This window comes from Desulfothermus naphthae (genome assembly GCF_054657475.1).
Genome location: NZ_BAAHYQ010000001.1, coordinates 1,842,164 through 1,862,193 on the forward strand (window position 1 = coordinate 1,842,164; position 20,030 = coordinate 1,862,193).

Below are 20,030 nucleotides of genomic sequence, written 5' to 3' on the forward strand. Positions count from 1 at the left end.
GCTAAAATCTACTTAAAAGAGTTAAAAGCAAAAACAAAGCAAAATATTTATGGGCACAATTAGAAAGAGTTTGTTACAACTTATATTTTCTGGCTCCTATATGCGAAGATGGAATGATAAATTAAGGTCCTTTGAGCTGTGGGAGGTAGATAAACAGGCCCATAAGTTGATTATTGCGTGGGTTTTTTATTGTTTAAATTCCAGAGAGTTATCCCAAAATAAAAAAAAAGAACTTGCCTTGAATGTGATTGAAGGAGGAATCTTTGAATATCTTTATAGGCTTATTATCACAGATATAAAACCCCCTATATTTTACAAAATAAAGTCTAATCCTGTTCATTATAGGCAGCTTACTGATTGGGTATTTGAAAATCTAGAACCAAAACTAATGCCCCTGGGTGAAGATTTTTGGAGTAAATTTAAATGCTATTTTTTAGAAGAACAAAATTCCCTTGCCAGAGATATCTTATTTAGTGCCCATCTTTGTGCGAGTCAGTGGGAGTTTAATTTACTCAAGGACCTGAATAAATGGGATGAAGAGATAAAAGAAATAGACAAAAATTTTATTAATCAGTTAAAAAAATTAGAGCATATTAAAGGGGTGTCTGAAATAATAGCACCCCTATCTTCCCCTTTAAAAAAGTTTATATTTCAATGTGGGCAATTGCGGTTTCAAAAAAGATGGTCTCAAACTCCAAGGATACCTGAGACTTCTGTTCTAGGACATATGTTTATAGTGGCGTGTTATGCATATTTTTTTACCCTTTCCATGGGGGGATGTACCTCTATGTTGATAAATAATTTCTTTAGTGGTCTTTTTCATGACCTGCCAGAGCTACTCACAAGGGACATAATTTCTCCAGTAAAGAGGTCTGTTAAAAAGATTGGGGACTTTATTAAAGAATATGAAGCAAAGGAATTGGAAAGACGAATATTTAAAGTCCTTGAAAGTGGCGGATATAAATTTATTTCTGATAGGCTTAGATACCTTCTTGGCATTGAAGTGGGTTCAGAATTTATACCAGTTATTCGCATAAATAATGAAACAAAGGAAGTTACTTGGGACATGTTATACGAAAGATATAACCATGACAAATATGATCCAAAAGATGGTGAAACAATTAGGATATGTGATAATATTGCTGCATTTATAGAGGCATATAATGCTCTTAAAAATGGTATCACCTCTGATCATTTGCAGCAAGCTGTATGGAGAATAAGGAGTGACTTTAATCAATATTCTCTGGGAAATAGATTGCACGTAGGAAGTGTCCTTGCAGATTTTGATTAAAAATCATATGTTTTAGTTTAACCTTCCAAAATCTCAAACTTGCCATTAGAAAAAGTAATTGTTATGTGAACTCTATGAAACCAAAAGGTGTGAGTACTTATCCTAAGGTAATAAAAAGATTTAGGATTTGTCAGTGTTGCGGGATTCCTTTAGATAAAGGGAGAAAAAAATATTGTTCTTCTAGTTGTAAAGAGGACTTTGTATTTAGATTAAAATGGTTTAATAATTTGCTCAGAGCAGTAAATGCAAAGTACGCAACATTTTTTTTCAATGAACAGATACTTGGGTTAAATATTCTCCCATATGATTCAGAAAATGTTTATTCTTTCTTTTATAACCGTACTCCAGGTAAACGTCCTATATATGACATGGAAAAGATGTTGTTTCTGCTTGGGGAAATATGGTGGGAAAAATTAAAAAATTATGGTAATAGGGATGCTGCATGCAGAGGAGTATTGAAACAGGGTAAGACCCATATATTCAACAAAAATTTACTTATCCCAAAAGAAAAGATCTCTCTGGCAGGAATTTCAAAGCATCTGAGCTGTCTTAAAATAAACAGAATTGAATTGATTGCCAGTGAAGATCCATATGAATTTGTAAAAGGGGCTTTCAGGAGAAATATTTTAAAGCACCATCCAGATATGGGTGGAGATGAGAGGACATTTATTAAAATTTACAATTCTTATCAAAATATTATTAATTGGTTAAAACATCCTAGATATACCTCTACCAGAGGCGTTCCAGGCCAATGGTGTTTTGAAGCAGGAAAGAGCAATTGGTACGCTCCGCTATGACAGACCTTGATTTTAATTCATTTTTTGAAAGAGTCACTAAACTAACTCCAATCAAAAAACAAATTCAGCTTGCAAATGAGTTGGGAGTTGGCAGGGCAGCCATATCAATTGCCAAACAAAAAAATAGTGTTCCCTATAAATGGGTCATCCATATTGCAGAAAAATACAATCTAAATCCTACCTATCTCATCACAGGAAAAGGAGACCCTTACAGTGGTGTTCAATCTGGCCCAAAAATGATCCAGTTAACGCCATTATGCGAAAATAATGAAGATGAGGGAAGTGGCGAGGTCTCTGTTGCTTTTTCAGAGGGAGTAGAAATTTTTATATCTCCTTGTAATAAAAAATTTTATTTCAAACTAGAGGATAATAGTATGGTAACTACCTTTTATCCTGGGGATATTTTAATAGTTGATAAGTCAAAGGAAATAAATTTGGGACATGTGTTTGTCTTTAAGTTATTGAAATATAAAAAAACATCATTTTTTGTTAGAAGAATAGGTCTGGGGGAAAATAGTTTGATTTTATTAGCAGATAATGTTAATTATCCGCCTGTTCCATATGACTCAAATAAATTTGAGGTTATTGGACGAGTAGTTGGATTTTTTAGAACAATATAGTGATGGGATTTGCAACTAAACAAAATTTATGGAGAAATTATGAAAAATAATAAATTTAAATATGCATTAAAAGAGATTGCTGATGTGATAAAATTTGAAATGTGGCTGCGTTTTTACTTTGCATCTCAAGGCAGTGAAAGAAACTCTGTGGTCTTAAAGGTACCTGAGGAAGTCATGGAATATATTAAAAAGGAATACAAGCTCCTATATGAGCTGGCTAATGAGCTCAACAATAAAAAAATCACTCCTGAGATATCCCAAAAAGCAGTGACAGATTTCATCCTCAGAAAACTTGAAGGTAAAAAATTTCCTCCTGCCATGGTCCCTAGCGTATTGAACAGTAAATCTTTTGAAGTAGAAGTGTCTGTGTTTCACCTATGGGTTTCAGCCCATGAGGATCAATTAGATGAAAAGGTTTTTGATTTTAAGGAATGGATGCAGCTTTTTGAGGCATGGAAGAGGACAGAAAAAGGTCAAAATGTATTAAGCACCTTACATTCTCCTGGATGTAAGACAAGCGAAGTAACACAATAACCACAATTGCAAAGTAAAGTGATATTAGTGAAAACTCTTTAAATGTCCTGTATGACATGTTTAGTGGAGGCGTTTTTTTTATTAATTTTCCACAATTTCAATAAAAATTTTGATCTTATCCCCTGGATATATTTTAGAGTTCTTCTTTAAATTGTTCCATGTGAGTAATTGGTTAGTGGTAACTCCAAATCTTTTTGCTATCCCCCAAAGATTATCTCCTTTTTTTACCTGATACAGAATTTGTTTAAGTGCCCTTTGAGCTTTTTTTAAAGATTTATAATCAGTGCGTGGTATATATAGTTTCATGCCAGGTTTTATTATGGATTTTTTATGTAGCCTATTTACAATGAGAATAGTATTTAAAGGTACATTAAATCTTCTAGCTATATCCCATAGGGTATCCCCAGGTTGTACTTCGTAATTTTTGCGCTTATTTTCCCAGGATCTTTGTTTGGACAAATATTTGGGGTTTCTTTTTGTTTTTTTGAAAGCAAGGTAAAATTGTTTGGATTTAGGAATCAATATAGATCTGCCAGGCCTTAATAAATTTTTGTTAGTTCTGTTAATTCGTTTTAAAATCTTTATTGGTACTCCAAAACGTCTGGAAATCCTCCACCAAGAATCTCCCTTTTTTATTTTATATCTATAGAGTCCTCCAAAGGGACGAATTGCCTTTGTCTTAATAAGATCTTTGGCCTTGGCCTCGAGAGATCTTGGCACGTAAATTATTGATACAACACTAGGTGGAGTCACATATCTTCTAAAATGGGGATTCCACTTTCTAAATTTTTTCCAGGATACTCCAAGCTTTTTAGCAAAGGTATAGAGATCTGTTCCTTCTCTAACAAATATTCTTGCTGGTAGTTTTTGATCATTTACTTCTAGGGGTTCAAATCCAAGTTTCTCTAAGTTTCTAAGGATTTTTAATATGGCCATAAATTTGGGAACATACATTCTAGTCTCTTGTCGGAGATAACCTCGCTTTGCAATATGGAAGAAATTGTCCTTTTTGGTTCTTTTTAAAGCCTTTGATATCTTACCTTCCCCTGCATTATAAGCAGCTAATGCAAGATACCAATCTCCGAAAATTTTATATAGATCTGATAAATATTTCGCAGCAGCTATAGTGGACCTAAAAGGATCTAGACGTTCATCTATCCACCAATTTACTGTTAAACCATATTTTCTGGCTGTAGCTGGCATAAATTGCCATATCCCTGCTGCGCCAGCTCTGGAATAAGCCCTTGGATTAAAACCACTTTCTCCAAAAGGAAGAAAAGCCAGGTCCTCTGGTATATTATACTTTCTGAAAATTTTCAGAATATAAGGAAGATACAATTCAGACCTTTTTAGCCACCTTTGAAAGGTCTTTCTTTCAATACTTGTATAATAAATATAATATTTTTTAGTGTATTTTGTATCTTTAATCTTTAAAACAAAATTAAAATATTCTTTCTTTGAACCATTTGAACCATTGGACAAAACCCCTTTTTGCTTTGAACAAGATGTGAATTTATTCAATTTTTTTTGAGTCTTTTCTAAGTGCTCTATCTCTTGAGGCGATATTGTAACCTCTTTCTCAAGCGGTTCAGGAGAATTTACACTTACTTTTACATTAGGTCCTATTTTCTTCTGTCCAAGATATAGGGATTTTTGTTGAGTTTTAATTGAATTATCTATATCTTCATAGTGTGAGAGGGTTTGGTTTCCTATTTTTGTGTTTGGCCTTTTACCTGTAGAAAGAAAAGAACAAGCACTTAAAGAATAAATTAATATTAACAATGAAATTAATAATTTAACCATATAGACACTCCTTGGAACAAACTATGAAGTCTGACATCCTTTATGGCAAACGTATTGTAATGGATATGTTAAGTAAATCTCCTTCTAAAATAGAGATAGTGTGGATTCAAAAAACACGATATAGAGATGTTAATGAAATATTAAAGAGTTGTCAAAACAATAAAGTCAAATATCAATTTGTTCCAAAAGAAAAGCTTGATAGGATTTGTCCAAAAAAACATCAGGGAATAGTTGCAAAGATTTTCTCCCCTGGATTCGTGGATGAATATGAATTAATTTCCAGGCTCAAGGGTTCCAAGCTTCCCCTGATATTGGCATTAGATCAGGTGCAGGACCAGGGGAATATTGGAGCCTTAGCAAGGACACTATATGGTTTGGGTGGATGCGGGATGGTTATCACAAAATTTAGGTCTGGTCAGTTAGGAGAACGTGCCATTAAATCTTCCTCAGGTGCGCTTTTGCATCTTCCTATTTCAAGGACTCAAAATCTTAAGTCTTTCCTTGACCTTTGTGCTAATAATAATATTTTTACTTATTTTGCTGGAATTTACGAAAATTGTGAGGATGTGTATTCTATTAATCTGAAGTTACCTGCAGTATTAGTTTTGGGAAACGAAGAAAAGGGTGTGAGAAGAACAGTTAGAGATAAATGTTTGATGGGATTAAAAATACCAATGTTAAGGGATTTTGATTCCCTTAACGTAGCCCAGGCAGGAGCCATTTTAATTGGTGAGTTTTTGCGCACCTGGCTTAAAAAATAGCTATCCAATTATATTGGGAATATTTTCAATGACTTGTCTGGTAAAGGTTATCATCTTGTCCATGAGCCATGGAAAAGACACAAGAAGTGCCAAAAATATTGCCAAAATCTTTGGAATAAACGATAAAGTCATCTCCTGTATCTGGGTGGCTGCCTGGATAATACTAATAATAACACCCACTATTAACCCTATCCCTAGCATAGGCATTGATAAAAGTAGAGTAAGTTCAATAGCATCTTTAGCAAAACCTACAACAAAATCTGGAGTCATAATTTGCTCTCCCTATTTAAAGCTTTTTACTAAGCTTCCTATTAAAAGTCCCCAGCCATCCACTAATACAAATAAAAGAATTTTAAAAGGTAAAGAAATCATTACAGGTGGGAGCATCATCATTCCCATGGATAACAAAATGCTTGAGACAACCATATCAATTATTAAAAATGGAATATAAATTAGAAAACCAATTTCAAATGCAGTTTTTAATTCACTTATCATAAATGCGGGAATAAGAATTAGGGTTGGAACTTCATCTTTATTTTTTGGTCTTTTTATTTTTGCAATTGAAACAAACAAAGAGATATCTTTTTCTCTTGTATTTTTAAATAAAAATTTTCTAAGGGGCTTTTCTGCCCGCCTTATCGCCTCTTTAAATCCAATTTTTTCATTTAAATATGGTTGAAGGGCATCTTTATTTATAGCCTTTCCAACTGGATACATAATTACAAAGGTCATAAAAATTGCGAGGCTAATAAGCACCTGATTTGGGGGCATTTGCTGAATACCCATTGCATGTCTTAAAAAGGAAAATACAATTACGATCCTTGTAAAAGATGTGACCGTCAATATTATGGCAGGCGCCAAGGAAAGTACTGTTAGTAGAAACAGGATTTCTAAAAGAACTGAAACCTTTTCTGGCTCATGGAGATTGTCAGGAAGTTGTAATTTTAGTATTGGTGTGGGGTCCTGTGCCCCCCATAGTGGAGAAGTGAAAAATAATACACTAGCTAGAATTAAAAGAATTATTATTGATTTTTTCTGTAAATACACTCTCAAAGTCCTGGGCATGGCTTACATCCACCTCTTTTAATAGAGTGATTTTTGACTCAGTGACACCAATCACTAGCAAACTATTCAAAAAACGCACCACCACAATTGCTTTTTTAGGTCCAAGGCTTAAACTTCCCAGGACTTTGAGTTGACTTTGTTTAAAATTATTAAATCCAGGAGGGCTAAATTTTTTTATGACAAATAATATCCCTATTAAGATTGCCAACAATATTAAGAGAAAACCAATTACTTTGAGATAGATAAGCACGGGAAATTTATCCAAGCTGCTTCACCCTTTCCATAGGACTGATAATATCAGTTAGTCTGACCCCGTACTTTTCATTGATTACTACTGCTTCACCTCTGGCAACTAACTTACCATTGACTAAAATTTCCAGGGGCTCTCCTGCCAGTTTATCCAATTCTATAACCGATCCCTGACCTAGTTGTAGTAAATCATTTATCAGAAGTTTGCTCCTGCCAAGTTCTGCGGAAACGCTCAATGGAATATCCAATATAAATTCTATATCCCTTTTTTCTCCTGTTGATTCTCTGATTTCACTACTTATATCTTTAAAATTAACATCTTGAGCTTGAAAGGATTTTTTCTTTTCTTCTTTTTCTTGTTTTAGAGTGGTTTCCTCTTCTTCAGCCAAGGCTTTAGCCCATTCTTCAGCTAGTTTTTCCTGGTCTACCTCATCACCCTTTGCTTCAGACTTGGCTCCTTTAGTTTTTTCTGATTCGTCCATTATTCCTTCTTCAGAAAGGGCCTTAGCCCATTCTTCAGCTAATTTTTCCTGGTCCACTTTATTATTTTCATCAGCCATATTAATACTCCTTTGTTTATCCTAGTTTTTGGGAAATTTTTGCATTTAATAATTGATAATTCTCAATCTCTTTAGATATTAAAAGGGCCTTGTTACCCTTATATACCCCTGGTTTTCCTGTAAATTTTGGAATTCCTTCAACTTCTGCAATAAGTTCATCATCTACGTATGTATCAAGCAACAAGATATCTCCCACCTTTAGATTTAAAAGTTGCTTTGGAGTTATCTGGGTAAAGCCCAGATTCACCACTATTTCAACTGGAGTTTCTAACAATCTTTCTCTAATTCTAATAATCCAGGTTTGGTCAACTTCAAGTCTTTCAGATTGATAGGAGGCATAGAGTTTTGACCTAATAGGTTCTATTGTAGCATAAGGTAGACCAATAATTAGATTTCCAATCGCATTTTCAAGTTCCACCTCAAAGGAGGACACAACAATTACATCGCCAGGAGGGATAATTGATGCAAATTGGGGATTTATTTCAGTTCGTTGAAATTCAATTTGAACTTCGTGTATAGGCTGCCATGAGGACTTCATTTCTTTTAAAGCAATTTCCACCACCCTATGGATTACTGCCTGTTCAATTGGAGTGAAGTCTCTACCTTCAACCTTTGGCTGAGAACCTGAACCTCCAAAGAAATTTTCAATTAAAGCAAAGACCAGTCTGGAATCTATTATAAGAAGAGCACTACCCCTTAATGGATTCATTTTAAATATATTTATAGAAGTGGGAACAGGTAAGGAACGCATAAACTCGCCGAATTTTATCATATCCACAGAGGTTGGATTAACATCTAGCCTTTTTCTCATAATTGTGGCTATACTATTTGAAAATTGTCTGGCAAATCGATCATTAATTATCTCTAAAACAGGCATACGACCGCGAATTATGCGGTCCTGATTTGTTAAATCAAAGGGAACAACATCGCTTTCTTCAGTAACTTCAACCTCTGTTTCGGCTTCTTCTCCCTGAAGTCCTCTAAGTAATGCGTCAACCTCTTCTTGGTTTAAAATTTTGCTCATAATTGTCTTGTTTTATCTAAAGATTTTATAAATCATTATTCTTTTATGTTAAAATTAATTTTAGCCAAAAAAACTCAGATGTCAACTTATTGAACTAAGAAATCAGTAAAATACACCTTGGTTACTATTGGTTTTTCAAAGATTTGATTAAGTCGCTGGGCAATTTCCATTTTTAGTGCATATTTTTTTTCAAGAGAACTTAGGTCATCAAAAGTTTTAGATGAAAGAAGCATGATTAAAGTATCTTTAATCATGGCCATTTTTTCTTCAACAAGTTCACCCGGATCCTTTCCCTTTACCTCAATTTCAATAGTTACTTTTAAATATCTTTTCCCAAGTGGATCGGCTAAATTTACTATTATAGTTGGAAGTTGGACCAGTGATGTTTCCAGCTGTGGCCGAGGTTGTTCTCCTTCTGCTTTTTTTTCTCCCTTATCTTTTGTTTTTTCTTCCTCTTGTTTTTTGTCTCCCTTCTTTTCGTTGGGTGCATCTGTTGTTTGTTTCTTGGCTGCAAAGAATTTTTTGTAGGCAAAATAACCTCCACCTCCTAACAGTGACAATATTACCAATAAAATGATTATTAATTTTAATCTACCCTTTTTCTTTAGTTCTTCCTGGGTCTTATCTTGGTCTTTTTTTTCCTTAGCCACCTATGTCTCCTTATTTTATAAGTAAGTTTTGGAATGAGGTCTATTTTTTATTAATATTTCTACTCTTCTATTCTTTGCCCTATTAGAAATAGAGGTATTGGGAACCAGAGGCCTGTCTGGTCCGTAGGCCGAGATAGAAAAATATGAAGGTTCCATTCCTTTATTAAGAAAAAACTGTAACACAGAAATAGCCCTTAAATAGGATATTTGAAAATTTTTTCTCCTAGTTCCTGTATCGTCAGTATGTCCAGAAATATTAACAGGTGCATTCATAAGTTGTATTAAATAGCTAACTTGCTCCAAGATTTTTTTTGCCAGAGGTGTTAATTTAGTAGATCCACTTTGAAAAACAATTTTATCACTTAAAACCAATACTACACCCTCTGGTCTATTTAAAATTTCTAAGTTTTTAAACAAGGTACTTTTATTTATATATTTTGGCATGATTTCGTCCGGGAAAAGGAGATCCTTGATTCTATTGGGCTTTTCCAAAATATCCCAGGGATTTTCAAGCATTTCCCTGGCAACAGTGATTCTTGTGGGGATCCTTCCTGTTTCAGTTGACATTAGAAAAGCAACCTTTCCCCTAAACCCCTGAAATGCAATCTTTATAACTTCTTTGTCCAAAGTGGACATACTCAGTAACAGGACAAAAAAGGTAAGAAGTAAGGTCATCATGTCAGAAAAGGTGACCAACCATGCCTGAGAATCCCCTTTTGGGCTTTCTTTTTTTTCTCTCTTCGCCATATTCTTAAATCTTAATACTGGTATTTATTGATGGTATTTCTAAATGAAATTTTAAAAATTTTTTAACACACAGCAAATAGTTTTATAACAAATAAAATACTTATTATCAAACCTAAAAAGGGATTTAACACCATGATTTCTTTAAACCTTATGGGATGGACACTTTTTATCAGTTTGTTATTTAGCAGAAGACCAACAATGATTAAAACAAATATCCCTCCTAAAACCACCCAGATAAATAAAGGGATCTGTCTGAAATCTTTAAAATAAATTAGATTCATAGCAATTGAACTCAATAAAAAAAATATTAGTCCATAAGACCATTTAGCACAGGCAGGGATAGAAAATTTATAATAATCCCTTCCAAAGTCATCTTTATTTCTCCTGATCATCAAGTAAAAAGTGGAATATAGAGAGGATATACCAAGAGAGAAAAATAAATAAGACCAAAATATCAAAATAAGAAACATATCTTTTGGAAGTAATAAATTTTTTATATTTAAAAGAGAGGTATTATTTTTTAAATAGTAAAAATTAAAGATCTGTGCTCCATACATTCCAACCCACCACAGGATATTAATAATAAGCAAGATTAAGATGTAAAGTCCTGTACTTTTCTTAAAGAGATTTTTCAACAAAAATAAGATAATAAATAAAAAAATAGATGCAACTATTATGGTAAGATCAATTTGTACAAAGAGATTTTTTAGGAAGAATTCTTTTATTTGTTCCAATTGAAATTTGAATTCAGAAAATTTTATTAAATAACAAGCAGATAAAATACCTAAGATTAAATATACTAAAAAAGAGAAAAAGCTCATTCTGAGGATCTGAATAGAGAGTTTCTCATAAAATTTAATTTTCTTTATCTTCCCAAAAAGCATGGAGAACAAAGAGATCAAAAGTCCTCCGCTGAAGATTCCAAAGACAAAGGTCAAAATCCCGCCTGGCACACCTAGGCTTAAAAATTTATTTAAAATTTCACCATCCATTTAGGACCTCCTTGAAAAACAGCTAAGCCCAAAGTTATTGTTGCATTACTAATTGACTTTTTATACACTTCAAAATACGTAAATACCCAACCAAAATGCATGAGGGATATAACTTTAAACTCTTAATTTGCAAACATCAAGTATTTAACCACTTTTAGAAATGGTTAGGATCACAAAGGACCCTATTGATGGATGAGAGAGAACTCTTCTATTCATTGATGCTGAAGCACACTCCAGGAATAGGACCGAGAACCTGGAAAAAATTAATTGAGGTGTTTAAATCTGCTCAAAATGCAGTTGTTAACTCTCACATGTGGAGTTCTTTTGGGATTTCGTCAAAAGTGGTCAAGGCACTAAAAGAAAAGAGATGGAAAAAAAATGTCTCAAAAGAGATGGAACTCATTAAAAGATCTAAATCACAATATCTCCTTCTCTCTGATACACACTATCCTGAGCGACTTTTTGAGATTCCTGATCCTCCCCTAATACTCTATTATGCAGGGAATTTATCACTTTTAAAAAATCCATGTATAGCTATTGTTGGAGCAAGAAAAATAGACTCTCTTGGCAAAAAATTCGCCCTCTCCATTGCAAGTGATCTCTCTAAAAAGGGAATTACAATTGTATCAGGACTGGCTGTTGGAATTGATGCAACTGCTCACAGGGGCGGATTACACCATGTGGGTTCAACCATAGCTGTTTTGGGTACTGGGATAGATGTGAATTATCCTGTGCCTAATGTATATCTAAAAGAAACCATAAAAAAATTTGGATTAGTTATTTCAGAGTTTCCTTCATCAACTTTACCAGCTTCAGAAAATTTTCCAATAAGAAATAGAATTATAAGCGGCCTGAGCCTGGGTGTGCTTGTTGTTCAGGCAGCTAAAAAAAGTGGGAGTTTGCTTACAGCATCTTGTGCCTTAGAGCAAAACAGATTGGTTTTTTCCATTCCAGGACCAATAGACAATCCATCTTTTGAAGGAAACAATGAGTTAATAAAAAATGGTGCTATCCTTGTTAGAAATGCTGAGGATATTCTAGCTGAGATCAAATATCAAATTGATCTATCAACATGGAGTGAGAGCAAAAACAATCAAAAAAAGAATACTCACATGCAAAATTACGGAGTTTCAATTCCTTTAAGTAAAAAAATACTGGATTTTCTCAAAAATAAAGGCGAAGCTAGAATTGATCAGATGTGCGATGATCTGGACATTGATCCCTCCCAACTCACCTCCCAGCTAATCCAATTGGAGGTTGAGGGAAAGGTTAAAAGGGATATAACCAATAAATATTATCTTTCAAGTTAAGGATAAAAGATGCAAAAAATACCAGTGGACAAGGCAAAGGCTGGAATGGTTCTGGCAAAGCCTGTATTAAAAGAAAATGGTATGGTATTGATAGCTGAAGGAACAGAACTCAAGGAAAACCACTTTCCAATTTTGAGAAAACAGGGAGTAAAATTCATTGTAGTTAAAGGAAATCCTTTAGACCTTGGTGAGGGAGCATATGGATTTTCAGTAAAAAAGAGGCTGGAAAGACTTGATCATCTCTTTAGAAGACATCAAGACAACCTATGGATGCAAAAGGTTAAAGAATTTTTTAAGGTGTATTTTACATATCAGCTCAAAAAAAGTAAGACAGAAGAATAGAAAAAGGGGGAACAAAATTTAATATGGAAGACTTAAAAACCAAAAGAAAAGGGAAAATACTGGCTATCAAAGATCTTCCTACGTTGCCTCCAGTTTTAGATCAAATTACCAAGATGATAAAAGATGAACAGAGTACCCCAAAGCAAATAGCTGAAATAATTGCCAAGGATCAAGTTCTTTCTGCAAAAGTTTTAAAAATGGTAAATTCACCAGTCTATGGGTTTCCACGACGGATCAATACTATTCAACATGCATTGGTTCTTCTTGGATTTAATGTAATTAAAGGAATAATAATCTCAACAACTGTCTTTGATGTAATGAGCCAGGCAATGGTGGGACTTTGGGAACACAGTCTTGGTTGCGCCACTATCTCAAAGATTATTGCAGAAGAGGTAGGACTAAAAGACCCTGAGGAATTTGCTGTGGCAGGACTTTTGCACGATATAGGTAAAGTAGTAATAGCCATTCAACTTCCTGAGGAAGAAGAAAAAATTGGGAAATTGGTTGTAGAAGAAGATATCTCATTTTTTGAAGCAGAGAAAAAAGTTTTGGGTTTTGCTCATGATAGAGTAAATAGTTGGCTTGCTGAACATTGGAATTTGCCCCTTCAAACCAAAGCAGCTCTTACTTATCACCACAATCCAGATTCTGCTGAGTTCTATCAAGAATTTGCAAAAGTAGTCCATGTTGCAGATTTTATCACAAAGGTTTTAGAGATTGGAAATAGCGGAGATGAGCAGGTGTATGAACTCTCTAAAAAAGATTTTTTAGATCTTGGTCTTAGTTTTAAAAAACTCGCAAAAATAATGGATAGGGTGTTAGAAGATATAATAGAGATTTTAACATTTATCCCCAAGTAGAAAAATGATACCAAATAACCCTCCGGAAGTTTTTTTAATATCACCAGATGAGACTATTTTTTTAATGTTTGATGATCTCTTAAAAGATAAAGGGAAGGTAGTTTTATTTAAAGAGGGAAAACCTGCTATAGAGCAGATACTCCAAACCCCTCCTGCCATGATAATTCTTGATATTAAGGTCAAGGATATTTCTTATCTGGAAATGATAAAATTAATAAAGGGTGAGAATGTTTATTTGCAAATACCTCTGATATTATGTCTTGATAAAGAAATTCCACAAGAAATTGAAAAAATGTCCATACTTGATTTAGATATTGATGAGTTTTTCGTTAGACCAATAAATCCTAAGGAAGCAAAGATAAGGTTAGAATTAACTTGTTGTAAGGCATCCAAATTTTTAGATGCAAATCCCTTAACTAAATTACCTGGTAATACTACTATTATACAGAAGATTCAAAAGTTAATTGATGCAAAAAGGGACTTTGCCCTTGGATATGCAGATCTGGATTTTTTTAAATCCTACAATGATAAATATGGTTTTTCGAGAGGTGATGAAGTACTTATGATGACGGCTAGAATTATTGTAAATACCGTGAAGGAAGCGTGCGGGGCAGAAGGATTTGTTGGACACATTGGGGGTGATGATTTTGTTTTTATTGTGCCTTTAAATAAAGCAGAAGATGTATGCAAAAGAATAATAGAAAATTTTGATGCAATAATACCTTATTTTTATGATCCAACAGACAAAAAAAGGGGATATATAGTTTCAAAGAATAGGCAGGGTAAAATAGAAAAGTTTCCATTAATGGCTATTTCAATAGGAGTTGTTTTTAACATAAATGGAAGATTAAAGCACTTTGGAGAAGCATCTCAACTAGCTGTAAATCTCAAAAAATTAGCAAAAAAATCTCAAAAAAGTACATACGTTATAGATCGGCGTAAAAATGAACAAATATCTAAATAATTACCTCTCTTACTTGAAAGGTCAAAGGGGATTTTCTCCTGCCACCTCCAGGGCATATGAGACTGATCTCTTATCTTTTGAAAAATATTTAAAAGATAATTTTTCTTTGACATTGGAACAACCAGATAAGATAACAAAAAAACATATAACCTCATTTTTAAAAACTTTGCATCTGCAGGGTTTTAAAAAAACAAGTATTTCAAGAAAGTTGTCTTCTTTGCGAGGATTTTTTAAATTTCTTGAAAAAAAGAAAATTATAGATAAAAATCCAATAATTGGCATATCCAATCCAAAAATAGGAAAACACCATCCAAAGGTACTTAACATAGATCAGATTACAAAACTTTTAGACAAGACTCAGGACTATTCTCCAAAGGGTCTCAGGAATAGGGCTTTACTTGAATTATTATATGGATCAGGATTAAGGATCAGTGAGGTACTCTCCCTAGATATAGATGATATAGATTTTAGTCAGGGACTTATAAAAATAAGAGGAAAAGGAGATAAAGAGAGGTTAGTGCCCATCACATCAAAGTGTAGGGAACTCATGTTAAGATATTTAGAGCAAAGAAGTGCTTTTAATCCAAAGGATCGGACCAGGGCACTTTTTTTAGGTGTTAGAGGAAAAAGACTGAATAGACGAGAAGCAGTACGGATTGTAGAAAGGGCTTGCATGAAGGTGTCACTTCCAGTCTTAATTTCACCCCACACCTTGAGACATTCTTTTGCCACTCACATGCTGGAATCCGGAGCTGATTTAAGGATAGTTCAAAAATTATTGGGACATTCAAGATTATCCACAACACAGAGATATACCCATATAACAATGGGCAAGATAGCCCATATATATGACAATGCCCATCCAAGGGCAAAAAAGAAAAGGTAAAATTTTTCCTGGGAAATACACCACTTGGAAATTGCAAAAAAAGGATATGTAGGATAGAATCTCTTCACTGTGATGCAAAGTTAATTAACAATTAAGACCAAGTGAACCTTAGATGGAATTAAAGTGGGAAGAGACTTTTTCATTAGTCAATAATTATAAATGGAAGGATATATATACACTGAGCCGTCCAGCTTATTTTTCAACTTTAGATGAGTTGATAAGATATCTGGATATAGTCCATATAAAATTTTGTTTAATAAAACCTTTTTTTGAATATAAGGAGTCTTATCCTTTAGTAAATCCCCAAGAACTTCTACCTTCATTTGAACCTGCATTAGAAGAATATTCATTTTTACCTGGTTTTAGTTTAGTGGCCTTTGATAGACCCATTGATTATTTCAATGAGGTTTTTCAGTTTGATCTTCTCCACTGTATTGAAGATGCAATAACAGAGATAAATGGACCAGCAGCACCTTATGAACCTGCAATAGTTCAACATAATCTTTCATTATTTTTGAGTAGATTACCCAGAACATTTCATGATTCTTTTAAAAAAGATTTTGTTAGTAAATTCATTACTAATATACTTACTTATCCAAAATTAATTCCCTATCTTTTAAATATGGACAGGGCACATGTTATTGCAAAAAATACCCATGGAAAATTTTATTTTGCAGGTGTATATGCTTCATTTCCCTCTGATTTAGATACTGAATTAAAGAGATTTGGTTTAAAAATTCGCAAGTTTCAGCCAGGAGATAACAGACTCTATGAACTTAACCGGCTTTTTGTATATCAATTTTTAATGGAATTATATGGATTTCCAATTGCATCAGAAAGACGAACCTCTGCTGCTCTATTTGCCAGAAAGCTATTTAGGATGGGTGAAGATTTTATTATAAGGGTATTAGGACAGTCTGATAGGACCATAACATCATTATATAGATCAAGTGATTCCAGACTATATCCAAAAGTGGAAAAAATTGCATTGGTTAGCCTTAGTAAAAAACAGGAAGATAAGATTCAAAAATTAAAAAAACAGGGTTTACTTGTATCTGAAGATCCACCCTGCGTAATTCTCAAGGTCCATTATAAACAACATAAATATGATCCCAACAATGTAAGAACTGATAGGGCACTTTCTGTTATTAGACAGGAACTAATACATCCAATAACTGGAGAGACAAATAGTGAATTTAATATCATAAAAGATATAAATCTCATGACATATGTTTTAAACGATATTGTTAAAGGTGAATATACAGGTAAAATTAAATATAAACGAAATGAAATAGTTGAGAACACAGAAACTCACGAAAAGCGACTAAAGTTCCTCTATGCTTGGTTAAATAAACATAAAAGAAGAATAATAGGCTATTCTGATGAATTTTATCATAATATTACAAAAGTCTTAGACAATTATCTCTTAAATTCAGAAAATTATGAAATATTTCAAGAGTATATAGACGTATTTCAAGAGGTTTGGAAAGAATACTCTTATATACAACAGGCTAGAAAAGTAAAACTGATGGAGGAATTGGCTAGGAGAATATTTAAAGGAAAGAAGATAAGTTACTTAGAGGCTCTAATGAAGATTAAAGAAATAGCCCAGGACTTTAAATTCGAGAGTGTTATGTATTTTGAGAATTTATTAGAACACATAATTAATTTGTGTGAAAGTGTACTAAATGACAAATACTTATTAAAAAACTATATCAATAAGAAAGAGGAACAATTAACTGACTATGGGAAAAAAATTAAAAAAGTCTATGGGCAATTAGTATCAATTGTAGATGATTTAAAAAAGATACATCAACAAAAAAAGAAAACTAATATAAAAATTCATGTATTTGAATATTCGTCATAAAAGGCAATTAACCATATAGTAAAGTAAATTCATTTTATTTATAGAGGAGTATATTATGTTCTGTCCAAAATGTAAGTATACAACTTTTGACTTTTATAAAAGATGTCCTAAATGTAATTATGACTGGGATCATATAAGACAGGATTTAGGCCTTGAATGGATGTCAGAGCCAGATGTAATAGAAGATAGTATATCTGTAATGGAAACTAATAATGTAGTCTCTCAAGAGAAAAAAGAAGATAATTTAGATACTGAGTCCAATATAGAAATTGAATTTGAAGAACAAGTACAAGAATTTGATATTGAAGAATCTTCTAAAGTTGAAGAAGAAAAAGAATTAGAGTTAGACCCATCTTTATTTATTGAAGAATCAGAGAATTTAAAACAGGATATAGAAAAAGAAACTAAAGAAATTGAATCAGCGGAAGAAGTAGTGGATATTATAGACATCCAGGAAGAAGAAAACAAGATAGAATCTCATGATAACGAAGAATCAATGGATATAGAGTTTGATGATCTTGTTATAGAAAAAGATGAAGATAATATTAAGCCAGAAGACAAACAACCTTCCAAGGAAGAGAGTTTTGATATAGATAAAGAAATAGAAATCCTTTTAGAAGAAGATAAGGAAAATTCAGATAAACGGTAAAGGTTAGTAAAGATAAACAGGAAAAATTAAATGGAGACGAGGGGAGTCGAACCCCCGACCTCAGCCGTGCGAAGGCTGCGCTCTCCCAACTGAGCTACGTCCCCAAAACATATAAAAAATTTTACATCTAATCATACCTTCAGGTCAAGGGATTTGTGCTAATAAATGGCACATTACCTTATGTCCTGAATTAACTTCCTTTAATAAAGGGGATTTTTTGCACCTTGGTGTCACATAGGGACATCTATTTGAGAATATACATCCATATTCACTTTTATCTGGATTATTTATTCTTTTTACAGAAAATCTCTTTTTTTTGCCTGGAACTGAATCTAACAACAGTTTGGTATAGGGATGGATGGGATTTTGAAAAACTTTGTCTGTTGGACCGCATTCTACTATTTTTCCCAGATACATTACATAGGTATAGTCACAAAAATAACCAACCAAATTTAGGTCATGGGATATGAAGATGAGGGAAAGCCCCATCTCTTGTTTGAGTTCCATTAGAAGATTTATAATCTGTGCCTGAATGGATACATCTAGGGCAGAGACTGGCTCATCACACACAATTAGTTCAGGGTTCATGCTAATTGCCCGAGCAATGCATATCCTCTGTCTCTGCCCACCACTGAATTCATGGGGGTATTTGTATGCACTGTTCTTATCTAACCCTACCATCTCAAGTAGCTCAAAAATCTTATTTAATCTTTGTTCCCTTGATTTATATATTTGTCCTACCCCATCCATTAATGTAGTTTTAATGGTCAATTTTGGATTTAAAGAACTGTAGGGGTCTTGAAACACAATTTGTACTTTTTTTCTAAATTCTTTTAATTCCCTTTCCTTTAGATATGTTATATCCTGTCCTTTAAATATTATTTGGCCTGTATCAGGCATGTAAAATCTCAGGATGATCCTTGCCAATGTAGATTTACCACATCCACTTTCACCTACTATTCCCACTACCTGATTGTTTTTTACTGTAAGATCTATTCCATCAACAGCTTTTATATATCCTACAGTCTTTTTAAACAGTCCTTTTTGAATGGGAAAGTATTTTTTTATGTTTTTTAAGCTAAGTATTTCCATAAATTATATGCCTGTTAAATGGCACCTTACCATGTGTTTTTCTGATACTGCTGTAAGTAAAGGAGTCTTTTCCATGCAAATCTTTTTTTTATAAACACACCTTGGATGAAACACACATCCTTTTGGTCTATTTTCAGGAGACGGCACATATCCTGGTATGGGTTTTAGAACTTTTCCAGGTTTTTCATAATCAGGAATAGATTCAATAAGACCCTTTGTGTAGGGATGCAATGGATTTTTAAGGACTTCATCTTTTGGTCCTTGTTCAACAATTGACCCAGAATACATCACTATTACCCTATCTCCTACTTCTGATACAACTGATAGGTCGTGGGTTATGTATATGGCTGAAAGGTCTTTTTGTTCTTTTAATTGTTTTAGCAAGTCTAAAATTTCTGCCTGAATTGTTACATCCAATGCGGTTGTTGGCTCATCTAATATAACTATCTTTGGGGATAGAACAATTGCCATGGCAATCAAGACCCTCTGCCTCTGACCACCACTTAACTCATGGGGATAACAATTTATTTTGTTTTCAGCATCAGGTATTTTTACCTGTTTTAAGATATCAATGCACATGCCTTTAACACTGTTTTTATCAATTTTTGTGTGAGTTAAAATAATTTCAGATAATTGGTCATAAATTGTAAATACTGGATTTAAAGAGGTTAAAGGGTCCTGAAATACCATTGAGATCTCTTTTCCCCTAATTTTTCTTAAACTATCTTCATTTAGGGAAAGCAAATCTTTTTTATCAAAATATATCTTTCCATTAACTCTACTGTTTTTAGGTAGAAGGCCCATAATAGAGAGTGCAGTAAAGGTTTTACCACATCCACTTTCCCCCACAATACACAAGGTCTCTTTTTCTTTTAAAGCAAAGCTGATTTTATCTATTATTTTTATTTTTTTAGAGTCCTTTAAAATATCTATCTCCAGGTCTTGGACAGTTAGTATATTTTGCATT

Annotated in this window: 23 protein-coding genes and 1 tRNA gene; 12 read left to right on the top strand and 12 right to left on the bottom strand. The window is 33.4% G+C overall.

Going from position 1 to position 20,030, the window contains the following annotated elements:
• Positions 1 to 49 precede the first annotated feature (49 nt).
• From ACYQ1E_RS08910 to ACYQ1E_RS08925, 4 genes are all read left to right on the top strand, one after another.
• The gene (locus ACYQ1E_RS08910; protein ID WP_459878094.1) at positions 50 to 1,291 is read left to right on the top strand and encodes an HD domain-containing protein; all 1,242 of its coding nucleotides are present in this window, start codon (positions 50 to 52) and stop codon (positions 1,289 to 1,291) included.
• 74 nt (positions 1,292 to 1,365) lie between these two features.
• Complete coding sequence (locus ACYQ1E_RS08915) at positions 1,366 to 2,088, top strand: hypothetical protein (protein ID WP_459878097.1); 723 nt, start codon at positions 1,366 to 1,368, stop codon at positions 2,086 to 2,088.
• Entirely contained in the window at positions 2,085 to 2,708 is a 624-nt protein-coding gene (locus ACYQ1E_RS08920) for a LexA family transcriptional regulator (RefSeq protein WP_459878100.1), read from the top strand. The genes ACYQ1E_RS08915 and ACYQ1E_RS08920 overlap by 4 nt, the downstream gene beginning before the upstream one ends.
• Positions 2,709 to 2,747: 39 nt before the next feature.
• Entirely contained in the window at positions 2,748 to 3,242 is a 495-nt protein-coding gene (locus ACYQ1E_RS08925; RefSeq protein ID WP_459878103.1) for a hypothetical protein, read from the top strand.
• Between the two features lie 81 nt (positions 3,243 to 3,323).
• Here ACYQ1E_RS08925 and ACYQ1E_RS08930 read toward each other — a convergent pair whose 3' ends face one another.
• Positions 3,324 to 5,045 (bottom strand): LysM peptidoglycan-binding domain-containing protein, encoded by a 1,722-nt coding sequence (locus ACYQ1E_RS08930; protein WP_459878106.1) that lies wholly within the window; start codon positions 5,043 to 5,045, stop codon positions 3,324 to 3,326.
• A gap of 23 nt (positions 5,046 to 5,068) precedes the next feature.
• On the opposite strand from ACYQ1E_RS08930, the gene rlmB reads away from it, so the two are divergent.
• Positions 5,069 to 5,806, top strand: coding sequence for a 23S rRNA (guanosine(2251)-2'-O)-methyltransferase RlmB (gene rlmB, locus ACYQ1E_RS08935; protein ID WP_459878109.1), 738 nt, complete (start codon positions 5,069 to 5,071; stop codon positions 5,804 to 5,806).
• On the opposite strand, the gene fliQ is transcribed toward rlmB, so the two are convergent.
• From fliQ to ACYQ1E_RS08975, 8 genes are all read right to left on the bottom strand, one after another.
• A complete protein-coding gene (gene fliQ, locus ACYQ1E_RS08940; RefSeq protein WP_459878112.1) occupies positions 5,807 to 6,076 on the bottom strand; it encodes a flagellar biosynthesis protein FliQ in 270 nt (89 codons plus the stop codon).
• Positions 6,077 to 6,088: 12 nt separating this feature from the next.
• On the bottom strand, positions 6,089 to 6,871 hold the full coding sequence (gene fliP / locus ACYQ1E_RS08945; protein ID WP_459878115.1) for a flagellar type III secretion system pore protein FliP: 783 nt from the start codon (positions 6,869 to 6,871) through the stop codon (positions 6,089 to 6,091).
• Entirely contained in the window at positions 6,807 to 7,136 is a 330-nt protein-coding gene (gene fliO, locus ACYQ1E_RS08950; RefSeq protein ID WP_459878118.1) for a flagellar biosynthetic protein FliO, read from the bottom strand. The genes fliP and fliO overlap by 65 nt, the downstream gene beginning before the upstream one ends.
• Complete coding sequence (gene fliN, locus ACYQ1E_RS08955; RefSeq protein WP_459878121.1) at positions 7,129 to 7,680, bottom strand: flagellar motor switch protein FliN; 552 nt, start codon at positions 7,678 to 7,680, stop codon at positions 7,129 to 7,131. The genes fliO and fliN overlap by 8 nt, the downstream gene beginning before the upstream one ends.
• 16 nt (positions 7,681 to 7,696) lie before the next feature.
• Positions 7,697 to 8,704 (bottom strand): flagellar motor switch protein FliM, encoded by a 1,008-nt coding sequence (fliM, locus tag ACYQ1E_RS08960; RefSeq protein ID WP_459878124.1) that lies wholly within the window; start codon positions 8,702 to 8,704, stop codon positions 7,697 to 7,699.
• An 86-nt stretch (positions 8,705 to 8,790) separates the two neighbouring features.
• Positions 8,791 to 9,354, bottom strand: a complete 564-nt coding sequence (locus ACYQ1E_RS08965) for a flagellar basal body-associated FliL family protein (protein WP_459878126.1) — start codon at positions 9,352 to 9,354, stop codon at positions 8,791 to 8,793.
• Between the two features lie 15 nt (positions 9,355 to 9,369).
• On the bottom strand, positions 9,370 to 10,101 hold the full coding sequence (locus ACYQ1E_RS08970; protein ID WP_459878129.1) for a flagellar motor protein MotB: 732 nt from the start codon (positions 10,099 to 10,101) through the stop codon (positions 9,370 to 9,372).
• Between the two features lie 62 nt (positions 10,102 to 10,163).
• Complete coding sequence (locus ACYQ1E_RS08975; protein ID WP_459878131.1) at positions 10,164 to 11,093, bottom strand: hypothetical protein; 930 nt, start codon at positions 11,091 to 11,093, stop codon at positions 10,164 to 10,166.
• Between the two features lie 188 nt (positions 11,094 to 11,281).
• Between ACYQ1E_RS08975 and dprA the strand changes: the two genes are divergently transcribed.
• The 7 genes from dprA (at position 11,282) to ACYQ1E_RS09010 (ending at position 17,971) form a co-directional block, all read left to right on the top strand.
• Complete coding sequence (gene dprA / locus ACYQ1E_RS08980) at positions 11,282 to 12,403, top strand: DNA-processing protein DprA (protein WP_459878134.1); 1,122 nt, start codon at positions 11,282 to 11,284, stop codon at positions 12,401 to 12,403.
• A gap of 9 nt (positions 12,404 to 12,412) precedes the next feature.
• Positions 12,413 to 12,745, top strand: coding sequence for a hypothetical protein (locus ACYQ1E_RS08985; RefSeq protein ID WP_459878137.1), 333 nt, complete (start codon positions 12,413 to 12,415; stop codon positions 12,743 to 12,745).
• A 23-nt stretch (positions 12,746 to 12,768) separates the two neighbouring features.
• On the top strand, positions 12,769 to 13,605 hold the full coding sequence (locus ACYQ1E_RS08990; protein ID WP_459878140.1) for an HDOD domain-containing protein: 837 nt from the start codon (positions 12,769 to 12,771) through the stop codon (positions 13,603 to 13,605).
• Positions 13,606 to 13,609: 4 nt separating this feature from the next.
• Entirely contained in the window at positions 13,610 to 14,569 is a 960-nt protein-coding gene (locus ACYQ1E_RS08995) for a GGDEF domain-containing response regulator (protein WP_459878143.1), read from the top strand.
• On the top strand, positions 14,550 to 15,455 hold the full coding sequence (gene xerC / locus ACYQ1E_RS09000) for a tyrosine recombinase XerC (RefSeq protein WP_459878145.1): 906 nt from the start codon (positions 14,550 to 14,552) through the stop codon (positions 15,453 to 15,455). Before ACYQ1E_RS08995 ends, xerC begins: the two co-directional genes overlap by 20 nt.
• Positions 15,456 to 15,567: 112 nt before the next feature.
• Complete coding sequence (locus ACYQ1E_RS09005; protein WP_459878148.1) at positions 15,568 to 17,322, top strand: hypothetical protein; 1,755 nt, start codon at positions 15,568 to 15,570, stop codon at positions 17,320 to 17,322.
• 55 nt (positions 17,323 to 17,377) lie between these two features.
• Positions 17,378 to 17,971, top strand: a complete 594-nt coding sequence (locus ACYQ1E_RS09010) for a hypothetical protein (protein ID WP_459878151.1) — start codon at positions 17,378 to 17,380, stop codon at positions 17,969 to 17,971.
• 31 nt (positions 17,972 to 18,002) lie between these two features.
• Here the strand turns inward: ACYQ1E_RS09010 and ACYQ1E_RS09015 are convergent.
• From ACYQ1E_RS09015 to ACYQ1E_RS09025, 3 genes are all read right to left on the bottom strand, one after another.
• Positions 18,003 to 18,075, bottom strand: a tRNA-Ala gene (locus ACYQ1E_RS09015).
• 40 nt (positions 18,076 to 18,115) lie between these two features.
• A complete protein-coding gene (locus tag ACYQ1E_RS09020) occupies positions 18,116 to 19,063 on the bottom strand; it encodes an ABC transporter ATP-binding protein (RefSeq protein ID WP_459878153.1) in 948 nt (315 codons plus the stop codon).
• 3 nt (positions 19,064 to 19,066) lie between these two features.
• Positions 19,067 to 20,029, bottom strand: coding sequence for an ABC transporter ATP-binding protein (locus ACYQ1E_RS09025; protein WP_459878155.1), 963 nt, complete (start codon positions 20,027 to 20,029; stop codon positions 19,067 to 19,069).
• Position 20,030: the final 1 nt, after the last annotated feature.